Annotated in this window: 9 protein-coding genes and 1 pseudogene; 3 read left to right on the top strand and 7 right to left on the bottom strand. The window is 62.0% G+C overall.

From position 1 onward, the window contains the following. The first annotated feature begins 53 nt into the window (after nt 1-53). The gene (locus ACQY4Y_RS25030; protein WP_428493276.1) at nt 54-260 is read left to right on the top strand and encodes a hypothetical protein; all 207 of its coding nucleotides are present in this window, start codon (nt 54-56) and stop codon (nt 258-260) included. 255 nt (nt 261-515) lie between these two features. Then, on the top strand, nt 516-1,106 hold the full coding sequence (locus tag ACQY4Y_RS25035; protein ID WP_428493277.1) for an HU family DNA-binding protein: 591 nt from the start codon (nt 516-518) through the stop codon (nt 1,104-1,106). Between the two features lie 568 nt (nt 1,107-1,674). Here the strand turns inward: ACQY4Y_RS25035 and ACQY4Y_RS25040 are convergent. The 4 genes and pseudogenes from ACQY4Y_RS25040 to ACQY4Y_RS25055 all read right to left on the bottom strand — a co-directional run bounded on the left by ACQY4Y_RS25040 (nt 1,675) and on the right by ACQY4Y_RS25055 (nt 8,865). Beyond that, nucleotides 1,675-4,497, bottom strand: a complete 2,823-nt coding sequence (locus tag ACQY4Y_RS25040) for an Ig-like domain-containing protein (RefSeq protein ID WP_428493714.1) — start codon at nt 4,495-4,497, stop codon at nt 1,675-1,677. Nucleotides 4,498-4,587: 90 nt separating this feature from the next. Continuing rightward, a pseudogene (locus ACQY4Y_RS25045) lies at nt 4,588-7,485 on the bottom strand (beta strand repeat-containing protein); the annotation flags it as partial. Nucleotides 7,486-7,533: 48 nt separating this feature from the next. Next, on the bottom strand, nt 7,534-8,280 hold the full coding sequence (locus ACQY4Y_RS25050) for a hypothetical protein (protein ID WP_428491810.1): 747 nt from the start codon (nt 8,278-8,280) through the stop codon (nt 7,534-7,536). Nucleotides 8,281-8,457: 177 nt separating this feature from the next. Beyond that, the gene (locus tag ACQY4Y_RS25055; RefSeq protein WP_428491788.1) at nt 8,458-8,865 is read right to left on the bottom strand and encodes a DUF6471 domain-containing protein; all 408 of its coding nucleotides are present in this window, start codon (nt 8,863-8,865) and stop codon (nt 8,458-8,460) included. Between ACQY4Y_RS25055 and ACQY4Y_RS25060 the strand changes: the two genes are divergently transcribed. After that, entirely contained in the window at nt 8,801-9,775 is a 975-nt protein-coding gene (locus ACQY4Y_RS25060; RefSeq protein ID WP_428491787.1) for an IS1595 family transposase, read from the top strand. The two genes, ACQY4Y_RS25055 and ACQY4Y_RS25060, sit on opposite strands and share 65 nt — an antisense overlap. Before the next feature lie 11 nt (nt 9,776-9,786). Here ACQY4Y_RS25060 and ACQY4Y_RS25065 read toward each other — a convergent pair whose 3' ends face one another. From ACQY4Y_RS25065 to ACQY4Y_RS25075, 3 genes are all read right to left on the bottom strand, one after another. Next, on the bottom strand, nt 9,787-10,680 hold the full coding sequence (locus ACQY4Y_RS25065; RefSeq protein ID WP_428491786.1) for a hypothetical protein: 894 nt from the start codon (nt 10,678-10,680) through the stop codon (nt 9,787-9,789). A gap of 89 nt (nt 10,681-10,769) precedes the next feature. After that, complete coding sequence (locus ACQY4Y_RS25070; protein ID WP_428491809.1) at nt 10,770-11,210, bottom strand: hypothetical protein; 441 nt, start codon at nt 11,208-11,210, stop codon at nt 10,770-10,772. Nucleotides 11,211-11,312: 102 nt separating this feature from the next. Continuing rightward, a complete protein-coding gene (locus tag ACQY4Y_RS25075; protein WP_428493278.1) occupies nt 11,313-11,507 on the bottom strand; it encodes a DUF1656 domain-containing protein in 195 nt (64 codons plus the stop codon). Nucleotide 11,508 lies beyond the last annotated feature (1 nt).

The following is an 11,508-nucleotide window of genomic DNA, read 5'->3' on the forward strand; positions in this document are numbered from 1 at the left end:
TCCCGGTGATCGACGCGTGCGGGGGATGGAACTACTAGGAGATCGAGGCGACGATGTCCCGCATGGCTCACGCTGGCGTCGAGTTCGTCACCACCTTTGCGCTCGGGTGTGAGCTTCAGGCCAACTGGAAACTGCCTACAGCGAACGCGATACTCATACCCTCCAAGGAGAACCTGCCGGACTACGGTTGCATCGGGGAGAATTTCTGGAACAACGTCGGCGGCCACGCGGTCGCCGATCCCTTCAGACTGGCTGAGTAGCGGGGCGAGATCGCCAAGTTCGGCTCGATCCGGTCGTGCCGCATCAACCCATAGCTGCCCGGAAACGGTGTCCTTCTCCGCCGGACGGCCGAGGGCTCACTTGGATGGCGCAGTCACGGGGTTGCTGATCGCCCACTGGATATCCGCGGCGCGGGTTCGGCTCTTTGGGAGCGCTTCCGGCCCGACCGTGGGAGGGAGGAGGTTGGCTGCGGCAAACCGTGATTCTTCAGGGGTGCCACACTCTGGACGACCGCGATGTGGACCCTGACCGCCTGTCAACACCATAGCCGCTGGGGTATACGGCCAGCGACGCGACATCGCTGCGGGTCGGTCCACGCCGAAACGAAGGAATCGGCGGCTGATAATGTGAAGTGGTTGTCCGAATCCAGTGAATTAGAGCAGAGTAACACGCTTCAGACTGCCGAATCGCGCCTTCACCAATCGGAGATCGTCATGCCGACAGCTCAAAAAGCCGCCGCCAAGAAGGCAGCAGCCCCGGCCAAGAAGGCGGCGGCCGTCGCCAGGAAGGCCGCCCCGCCAAAGAAGTCCTCAGCCATGGCCGCGCCGCAGGCGACGATCACGCTGCGTCAGATGGCCGCAACGCTGGCCGATGGCCATGACCTGCCGAAAAAGCAGACCGAGACCCTGTTGAGCGACCTCGTCAGCCTCGCTACCCAGCATCTGAAGAAGGGTGACAAGATCCGCCTCACCGGTCTCGGCATTCTGCAAGTCCGCAACCGCGCCGCCCGCGCCGGGCGCAATCCGGCCACCGGCGAGGCGATCCAGATCAAGGCCAGCAAGAAGATCGCGTTCCGACCGGCCAAGGAACTCAAGGACGCCGTGTAGTCCGGCTGCCGTTGTCCATGAGGTTATCCCTTCCGATAACGGATTTCGCTTGCGCCGACGGGACCAGCGTCAAGCCCGAGCCGCCTTCGGAGGTCGCTTTGCATGTCCCCGTTCAACGCTGACGCACGCGAGATACCGATCGGCAATCGCCGCCGATTGCCCATTGTCCTGGCGCGGATGCAAGCCGGCATGGTTGAGGGCAGGCAGTGGACGACGGTTTTTCGTGCTGTGATACGTGGGTGATTACCGCAAGACCAGGATACGTCGAGGGCCTTCCTCCATCCGGATCATCGACGGCGCCACCACGTCGCAGGCCACCCTGGCGTTTGCCGATGCGGCGATGGATGACGTAGCCGCAAGTCCGGCTGCCTAGCAGAACTGCACGCTGCGCCCGCCGCCGCGCCGCTTCGCAAGCAGGTGGCTATGGGGGATCCGGCTCTCCGAGCTCAGGTCGCTGAAAAGCCCGTCCGGTCGCCGATCAGAAGCCCGCATCCGACACCATACCTCGCTGTCGATCCGAGGTGCTATCGGATCTGATCCGCCCGCGTCGGGGCAAGGGAGCAGCCTGCTACACGTGGAAGATAGCGCGCCCTTCGTGGATCCCGAATTCCTCGTACTGGACCAAAGGATTGACACCTGCCGCTTTGACGTCGGGATTCGCGTTCAGGTAGGCCGTGGTCGAGAAGTCAGGGCTCGGGTTGCGACCCTCGAGCCAGCCATATTGCTCATAATGCAGCAGAGGATCCACTCCGGCCGCGGCCACGTCTGGATTTTGTTGCAAATAATAGTTGGTATTGAACAGTGCATCCGGATTTCGCCCTTCATGCCACCCGAAGGTGTCGTATTGCGTGAACGGATTGACGCCGGCGGCCCGCACGTCCGGATTCTGCGCGAAGTAATAAGTGTTGTCGACCAGCGGATTTTGCTCACCGACCCCATGTGGCTGGGCAATGAACGCCATGCGTCCTTCCGGGGCGCCGAACTCCAGGTACTGTTGCAGCGGGTCGATGCCGGCGGCGGCCACGTCCGGATTGGCCTGCAGATAGGCGTCGGTGCTGAACAGCGAACTGGGATCGCGGCCTTCCTTCCAGCCGATGGTTTCGTAATGCGTCAGCGGATCGATGCCGGCAGCGGCGACGTCAGGGTTTTGGTTCAGGTAGTAATCGGTGTTGAAGAAGGCATCAGGGTTGCGCCCCTCCTTCCAGCCAATGGTTGCGTAATGTTCCGCCGGATCCACCCCGGCGGCGGCCACGTCCGGATTGTTCGCCAGGTAGTAGGCAGCGTCGAACTCCGCGACCGGTGCCACGCCCGCGATCGTCAGCGTGCCGGCTGGGTTGGTCGCCGCCCCTGTTAGATCCGCGGCATTTCCCGCCGCGTCGGTGATGGTTGAGCCGTTCATGTCCACGCCAGTCACCGCCAGATCGGGTGACGTTTGGCCAGCAGCGACCGTGTAACTGAACGTCAGGGCGTTTGTGTCGGAGCCTGACACATAGGTTGCCATGGCGCCATCACTCAGAGTTAGCGTCGGTTCGCCGCCGGTGGCATTGACGATGACCGCCTCGCTTAGGTCGACCGTGAAGCTAACTGTTTGTCCAGTCTGTACAGTCGCGTCGGAGGGCGATGCCGTCACGTCTGTCACGGTCGGAGCAACAGTATCCAGCGTGACAACCAGTGGGTCGGAGGACGAAGACGCATTGCCTGCCGCGTCGGTCTGTTCGGCGGTGATGCCGTTGTCGCCTTCATTCAACGCCGTGGTGGCGGTAATCGACCAAGTGCTGCCGGTTACCGCGCCGGTGCCGATCGTGGTGGTGCCATCGAGCAGCGTGACGGTGGCGCCGTTCTCACCGGTGCCAGTGAAGGTGGGCATGCCGACATTGGTGATGTCGTCCGTGCTGGAGACTCCGCTGTCCGAGGCTGCCGCCAGAACTGGGATGCTGGGCGCCGCCGGCGCGGTGGTGTCGAGGGTGAAGGCGACGGAGGTCGCGCCAGTGTTGCCGGCGGTGTCGGTCTCGCTGGCGGTGATGGTGTGCGCCCCATCGGGCAGCGCGGTGGGGGTGAAGCTCCATACGCCGGTGCTGTCAGCCATGGCGGTGCCGATCAGGGTGGCGCCTTCCGTCAAGGTCACCACCGCATTGCCGTCGCCGGTGCCGTCCAGCGTGGCATCACTGGTTACCGAGTCGCTTGACGAGGCGCCGGTGTCGCTTGCCAGGGCGGCCGTCACCGCCGGGGGGATGGTGTCGAGGGTGACGGTCAGGGCACTGGAAGCGACGGAGGGGTTGCCTGCCACATCGGTCTGTTCAGCGGTGATGCTGTTGGCATCCTCGTGCAGCGCCGTGGCGGCGGTGATCGTCCAAGCGTTGGCGATTACCGTGCCGGTGCCGATCGTGTTGCCGCCATCGAACAGGGTGACGGTGGCACCGTTCTCACCGCTGCCGGTGAAGATGGGCCGGCGAACTCTGGTGATGTCGTCTGTGCTGGAGGCTCCGCTGTCCGAGCCCGCCGCTAGAACAGGGGTGCTCGGCGCCGCCGGTGCCATGGTGTCGAGGGTGACGCTTAGCAAGCCGGAGGCACTGGAGGTATTGCCTGCCACATCAGTCTGTTCGGCGGTGATGGTGTTGGCACCCTCGATCAACGCCGTGCTGGCGGTGATCGACCAGGTGCCCCCGGATACTGTGCCGGTGCCGATCGGGTTGCCGCCATCGAGCAGGGTGACCGTGGCACCGTCCTCGCCGGTGCCGCTGAAGATGGGCAGGCCGACGTTGGTGATGTCGTCTGTGCTGGAGGCTCCGCTGTCCGAGGCCGCCGCCAGAACAGGGGTGCTCGGCGCCGACGGCGCCATTGTGTCGAGGGTGAAGGCGACGGAAGCCGCGCCGGTGTTGCCGGCGGTGTCCGTCTCGCTGGCGATGATGGTGTGCGGCCCATCCCCCATCATGGGCGGCGTGAAGCTCCATGCGCCCGTGCCGTCGGCGGTGGTGGTGCCGAGGGTGGTGGCACCTTCAGTCAAGGTCACCACCGCGTTGGCGTCGCCGGTGCCGTTCAGCGCGGCGTCGCTGGTCACCGAGTCGCTTGTCGAGGCGCCGGTATCGCTTGCCAGGGCCGCCGTCACCGCCGGCGCCATGGTGTCGAGGATGACGCCGAGCGAGCCGGAGGCACTCGAGGTATTGCCTGCCACATCGGTCTGTCGGGCGGAAATGCTGTTGGCGCCTTCGTTCAGCGCCGTGGTGGCGGTGATCGTCCAGGTGCCCCCGGATACCGTGCCGATGCCGATCATGGTGGTGCCGTCGAGCAAGATAACGGTGGCACCGTCCTCGCCGGTGCCATTGAAATTGGGCAGGCCGACGTTGGTGATGTCGTCTGTGCTGGAGGCTCCGCTGTCCGAGGCCGCCGCCAGAACAGGGGTGCTCGGCGCCGACGGCGCGGAGGTGTCGAGGGTGAACGCGACGGAGGTCGTGCCAGTGTTGCCGGCGGTATCCGTCTCGCTGGCGATGATGGTATGCGGCCCATCCGCCAGCGTGGGCGGCGTGAAGCTCCATGCGCCGGTGCCGTCGGCGGTGGTGGTGCCGAGCATGGTGGCGCCTTCCGTCAAGGTCACCACCGCGTTGTCGTCGCCGATGCCGTTCAGCGCGGCGTCGCTGGTCACCGCGTCGCTTGACGAGGCGCCGGTATCGCTTGCCAGGGCGGCCGTCACCGCCGGCGCTATGGTGTCGAGGGTGACGCCGAGCGAGCTGGAGGCGCTGGAGGTATTGCCCGCCACATCGGTCTGTTCGGCGGTGATGCTGTTGGAGCCTTCGATCAGCGGCGTGGAGGCGGTGATCGACCAGGTGCGGCCGGATACTTTACCGGTGCCGATCGTGGTGCTGCCATCGAGCAGGGTGACGGTGGCGCCGTTCTCACCGATGCCGCTGAAGATGGGCAGGGTGACGTTGGTGATGTTGTCGGTGTTGGATTTTCCGCTGTCCGAGAGCGCCAGCAGGTCGGGCATGCTCGGCGCCGCCGGCGCGATGGTGTCGAGGGTGACGTTCAGTGCGCTGGAGGCGACGGAGGTATTGCCGGCAACGTCGGTTTGCGTGGCGGTGATGCCGTTGGCGCCCTGGCTCAAAGCCGTGGTGGCGGTGATCGTCCAGGTGCCGCCGGATACCGCGCCGGTGCCGATCGTGGTGCCGTTATCGATCAGGGTGACGGTGGCACCGTTCTCTCCGGTGCCGGTAAGGCTGGGCAGGGTGACATTGGTGATGTTGTCGGTACTGGAGGCTCCGCTGTCCGAGCCGGCCGCCAGAACGGGGGTGCTCGGCGCCGCCGGCGCCATGGTGTCGAGGGTGAAGGCGACGGAAGCCGTGCCGGTGTTGCCGGCGGTGTCTGTTTCGCTGGCGATGATGGTATGCGGCCCATTCGTCAACATGGGCACGAAGCTCCACGCGCCGCTGCCGTCGGCGGTGGTGCTGCCGAGCGTGGTCATACCTTCTGTCAAGGTTACCACCGCGTTGGCGTCGCCGGTGCCGCTCAGCGCGGCATTCTTGGTGACCCCGTCGGTTGAGGAGGCGCCGGTATCGGTTGTCAGGGTTGCCGTTACCGCCGGCGGTATGGTGTCGAGGGTGACGGTGAGCGGGCTGGAGGCGGTGGAGGGATTGCCGGCCACATCGGTCTGTTCGGCGATGATGCTATTGGTGCCTTCGCTCAGCGCCGTGGTGGCGGTGATCGACCAGGCGCCGCCGGATACCGTGCCGGTGCCGATCGTGATGATACCGTCGAGCAGGGTGACGGTGGCGCCGTCCTCACCGGTGCCGGTGAAGATGGGCAGGCCGACATTGGTGATATCGTCCGAGTTGAGGGCTCCGCTGTCCGAGGCCGCCGCCAGAACAGGGGTGCTCGGCGCCGCCGGCGCCATGGTGTCGAGGGTGACGTCAAGTGGGCTGGACGCGGCGGAGATATTGCCGGCCACATCGGTCTGCACCGCGGTGATGCTGTTGGCGCCTTCGGTCAGCTGCGTGGTGGCGGTGATCGTCCAGGTGCTGCCGGAAACCGTGCCGGTGCCGATCGTAGTACCGCTATCGATCAGTGTGACGGTGGCACCGTCCTCACCGGTGCCGCTGAAGGTGGGAAAGACGACATTGGTGATGTCGTCCGTGCTGGAGGTGCCGCTGTCCGATGCCGCCGCCAGAACAAGCGCGCCCGGCGCCGCTGGCGCCATGGTGTCGAGGGTGACGTTGAGCGGGTCGGAGGCGGTGGAGGTATTGCCCGCCGCATCGGACTGTGTGGCGGTGATGCTGTTGGCGCCTTCGGTCAGTGCCGTGGCGGCGCTGATCGACCAGGCGCCGCCGGTCACCGTGCCGCTGCCGATCGTGGTGGTGCCGTCGAGCAGGGTGACGGTGGCACCGTTCTCACCGGTGCCAGTGAAAATGGGCAGGCCGACGTTGGTGATGTCGTCCGTGCTGGAGACTCCGCTGTCCGAGGCCGCCGCCAGAACAGGAGCGCCCGGCGCCGCCGGCGCGGAAGTGTCGAGGGTGAAGGCTACGGAGGTCGTGCCGGTGTTGCCGGCGGTATCCGTCTCGCTGGCGACGATGGTGTGCGAACCGTCTGTCAGCGTGGGTGTGAAGCTCCATGCGCCGCTGTTGTCGGCGGTGGTGGTGCCGAGTGTGGTGACGCCTTCCGTCAAGGTCACCAGCGCGGTGGCGTCGCCGGTGCCATTCAGCGTGGCATCACTGGTTACCAAGTCGCTTGACGAGGTGCCGGTGTCGCTTGCCAGGACGGCCGTCACCGCCGGCGCCACGGTATCGAGGGTGACGTTCAGTGCGCTGGTAGCGACAGAGGTGTTGCCGGCTACATCGGTCTGTTCGGCGGTGATGCTGTTGGCGCCTTCGATCAGCATCGTGTTGGCGGCGATCGACCAGGTGCCGTCGGTCACCGTGCCGGTGCCGATCGGGTTGCCGCCATCGAGGAGGGTGACGGTGGCGCCGCTCTCACCAATGCCGCTGAAGATGGGCAGGGTGACGTTGGTGATGTTGTCCGTGTCGGAGGAGCCGCTGTCCGAGAGCGCCAGCAGGTCGGGCTCGCTTGGCGCCGTCGGCGCTGTGGTGTCGAGGATGACGTTCAGTGCACTGGAGGCGACAGAGGTATTGCCCGCCACGTCGGTCTGGGTGGCGGTGATGCTGTTGGGGCCTTCGTTCAACGCCGTGGTGGCAGTGATCGACCAGGCGCCGCCGGATACCGCGCCGGTGCCGATCGTGGTGGTGCCGTCGAGCAGGGTGACAGTGGCACCATCCTCACCAGCGCCGGTGAAAGTGGGCAGGGGGACATTGGTGATGTCGTCCGAGTTGGAGGCCCCGGTGTCCGAGGCCGCCGATAGTACAAGGGCGCTGGGCGCCACCGGTGCGGTGGTGTCGAAGGTGAAGGTGCGGTATTAGGTAGCAGTCGCCACCACAGGCCGCGTTTAGGTACGGTCGGTAAATGGTTTCTCGTTATATGGATCAGCGCCGCTATTCATGCGGCCGCGTGCGCTCAAGCCGGTATGATGCTTCGTACCGAACGGGCTTTCATATCGGACGCTGGCGATCAACCAAGGCGCAGTCCCGTGATGCCCACTTGGAATTATGAAAGGGAGGCGATTGTAATCCGGGGTCTCTGGCCGAGGGAAAGTCCAAAACGCTTCGCTTTCAAAGATGCGGCTGCTTTCTCCGGCGCGGAGGATGAACGGGATAGAATCGTAACGCCAGCTCTCTTCTTGCGGTCTAAGTTCGATTTTAGTGTAAGCCGACCAAATATGATAGCCCGTGAGGGGAAAAGACGTCTTCGGTGGAAATGGAGTCAATGGGCTCTCTTCTTGCCGGTTAAGACTGATCGGACCCGGGCTAAGGATGACATCGGCAAATACTCCCAATATAACAGCCGGACCACTCCCGTGATTTACAAGTTGGAAGATGAACCGCAGTCTTTCGGAATCTCCCCGATAGCAATCCGAATAGTTGTGAGTGACTCGCTCGATAAAAACGTACGGGCGGCCAAGGGCAGACACAGCTATGTCGCGGGTTTCGTCAGCGATCCCTGTTTGTCGCCGAGCAATTTTTGCTTGCTGAATGCCAATCCACACCTGTCCAAAGGTGAACAGGACAATCGCGACATCCGTCCACTTGACATCGGAAGCCCACGCCGCCGCCCAAACGTGGCGAAGCCAGTCCATCCACAATTTCCGGCAATCCTTCTCGGCTGCATTCTTATGGCGGCGGCATACCAAACGGGCTCCCGTGAAGGGAGAGCCTGGACCATCGTTGCAATTTTGTTGGCGGCATCTGCGTGGCCTGTAATTTTCGTTGGAAGCTTAATTGTTCAATCTTTCTAAGCCACATTGTGAAAGACGCTAACCGTCTGCAGGTTCTCCCAATCGCAGTGTGTGGCAACCGACTGCAACGAGGCACTGGACAAAAAACACGGCCGTAAATCCTCCTCGGCTGATCTTGTTAGCTATGTTCCGCTCGCTTTCTTGAACGCCGATCTCTCCTAACTTCACCGCCAATTCACGATAACCGACGTTCCGGCGCTTCAGCTCCGCTCGGAGCATACCCTTCACCAGATTTTGCCATTCAATATCTGTCGCCATACCATCTCCGGATTCAGTGTTTAGATCATCATATTCGATGTTTTGACCATTGACAACAGGGTTGTTTGTCATCATATTCGGTGCATCAACACCGGATACGATGATGTCACAGCATTTCCTTCTCTCAGCCAAAGCCCGGACGCTCTCGCTAGCGTCGGTGATGCGCATGACGGCCTTGGAAGCTGAGACTGTGTTTCGGGCCGTACGTTGGGATGAAGGCAAGGCAATCTGCCCGCACTGCGGTTGCCCGACCGTCTATGAATGCCGCCGCCCATCCGGCGCGCTGCGGTTCCGTTGCAAGGCGTGTCGCAAGGACTTCAGCATCACGAGCGGCACCCTGTTTGCATTCCACAAGATGCCGCTGCGGCAATACCTCGCGGCCATCGCCATCTTCGTGAACGAGGTTAAGGGCAAGAGCGCGTTGGCTCTCTCCCGTGATTTGGATTGCCAATACAAGACCGCATTTGTCCTGGCGCATAAGCTGCGGGAGGCGATGGCGTTCGAACTGAAGGGGATGCGCGTCGGGGGCGAGGGCGAGACTGTCGAAATCGATGGCGGCTACTTCGGTGGGTACGTGAAGCCTGCCAACCATCGCGAGAACCGCCGCGACCGACGCCTTGCCAAAAACCAGAACGGAAAGCGTCAGGTCGTAGTGGTGGTCAAAGAGCGCGGTGGCCGTACCGTCCCAGCCGTCTTCAATGCCGAGGTGGACGCTATGGGGTTCATCGTCCAGCGGGTGAGCCCGGTTTCGAGGATCGTGGTTGACGAAGCGTCGTCTTGGAACGCCCTACATGCCGGGTTTGACGTGGCCCGGATTGACCACGGCAAGCTCTACAGCGACGGCTCAGGCGTCTACACGAACGGTGCGGAGGAGTTCTTCTCCCGGATGCGCCGGGCCGAGATTGGACATCATCACCACATCGCAGGCCGCTATCTGGTCCGCTATGCCCAGGAAAGCGCGTGGCGTGAGGATTACCGCCGGGTTGCCAACGGCCAGCAGGTCAAAGCCGTAGCGGGGCTGGCGATGTTGGCGCCTACCTCGGTTGATTGGTGCGGGTATTGGCAGCGTGCTAATTAGTTTGCGGCCGGTTACAGAGGCAGAGGAATTTGTCTGATGCCCGGACGATGCTCAATAACTTGCACCACCGTGTACTCTGTTTTAAGGCCGCCATCGGTTTGTTTTTGGACAACCCTAACCTTGCAAAGCAAGATGTCACCCTTGGAGAAAGATATCTGATTGGTATCGACTTTGCTCAAAAAGCCAGCGTCCTCGATCGCGGCGCTGATTGCATTGGTTCCGTCATTGAGCCGCCATTTATTATCTTCTTTGAAAGCAAGAGAAATTATGGAGAACGCGGTGACCCGAGTATCATCAACCAAAGTTGCATCTGGGATATGGGGCTTTGCAAAGTAAGAAGCTTCAGACTCTGTGACTCTGACAATCTCTCTGGTTTTCTCTCGAACTTCGAATGAGTTAATTCCCTCTTTTCTCAGGGGTTCCTCGATCACTTTTTGCGCAGCGGTACGAACCGCTATATCCTGATATAATCGCAATAAAGCCGTCGGTACGTCTATTTGCTCAGTGCCGCTAATCAAGCGCACGATGTTCTCGGGTAGTGGCTCGACTTTATCTAATTCACCGCCCTTGAAGCGTTTGATTAAGCCAATGAGCCCGACACCCATTGTTGGAACGCCGACCAAAAGACCGACCAAGTTGTTGGCGGCAGTAATGCCCGGACCGGTAAGCAGAGCCATAAGATGTTCGCCGACCGTTTGAATAACTTCAAACGTAATCTGAAAACACCCCGGTTCGGTGGCCTTAACTTGAACTTTGACGCGGGCGATGTCGCCGTTGAGAATTGTATTCGCCGCATCAAAGAGTTGACCCAGACCTAGCATTGCTGGCGCCAAGTCCCTTACATCCATTGCGTGCTCGCGCAGCGCCGGTCCGTCATAGGCAATCGTAAACTCTGCGCGACTCATGCAGCCATTGTAGAAGGAAAACCGTTTTAGAGTCAATGGGTTAGGTAAATACTAAGAGACTCAAATCATTGAGTCTTCTTTAACAATCCTCAAGGGCGCCGCGTCCATCGCGCACCCAGCCCGTGCCCTATCTTGCCGATTGCGCCGGACATTTGCAGCCGATGCAGCGCACCGAGAAACCGCTTGATCATGTTGTAACGGATTTTGGCGTCCTCCGGGTCAAGCCCCTTCTCCGACATGGTCCACCGGACGATATCCTCGGCTGAAATGGGATCACCATTGGCTCGCCTGACAGCCTCACGGCAGCGGCGGGATATCTCACCGTTGGCGAAGAACCCGGAGCGCGCCGCAGCGGGAGCCTTTGGCCTTATGTTCTGCGGGACTGAATCCGGATCGAAGAGCTTCAACGCCGCGTCTATGTGCGCCATGTCCGCGCGGGCTTGGTGCGTGCGCTCTTCCAGGTCTGTGATGAGACCTGATAACTCCGCGCGCTTCTCGACCAAGCCGCTGATTACAAATGAATTCGACATGCCACATATGGTAGGCTAAGCCACGGCGCCGCGCCTCTATCCTGTGGTGGCGACTGCTACCTAATACCGCGTCGACCCGCCTTCAACATGCGACTATTCGCCTCAGAACAACATGAGCAAAAGCGACAGGATGCAGATATACAGCCCTGTCTCGGCAAGCGGTGTGTGCCAGGACCAGCGCGCGAAGCGCAGCCACACCAGGATCGGGCGCAACAGCAGATAGATGATCAGCGCGACCAGCATATAGGCCAGGATCGGTGCCATGAAGACGCCGCCGATGTCGGTCTCTTTCCACATT

Origin of the sequence: Rhodopila sp., assembly GCF_965277165.1 — a bacterium.
GTDB lineage: Bacteria > Pseudomonadota > Alphaproteobacteria > Acetobacterales > Acetobacteraceae > Rhodopila.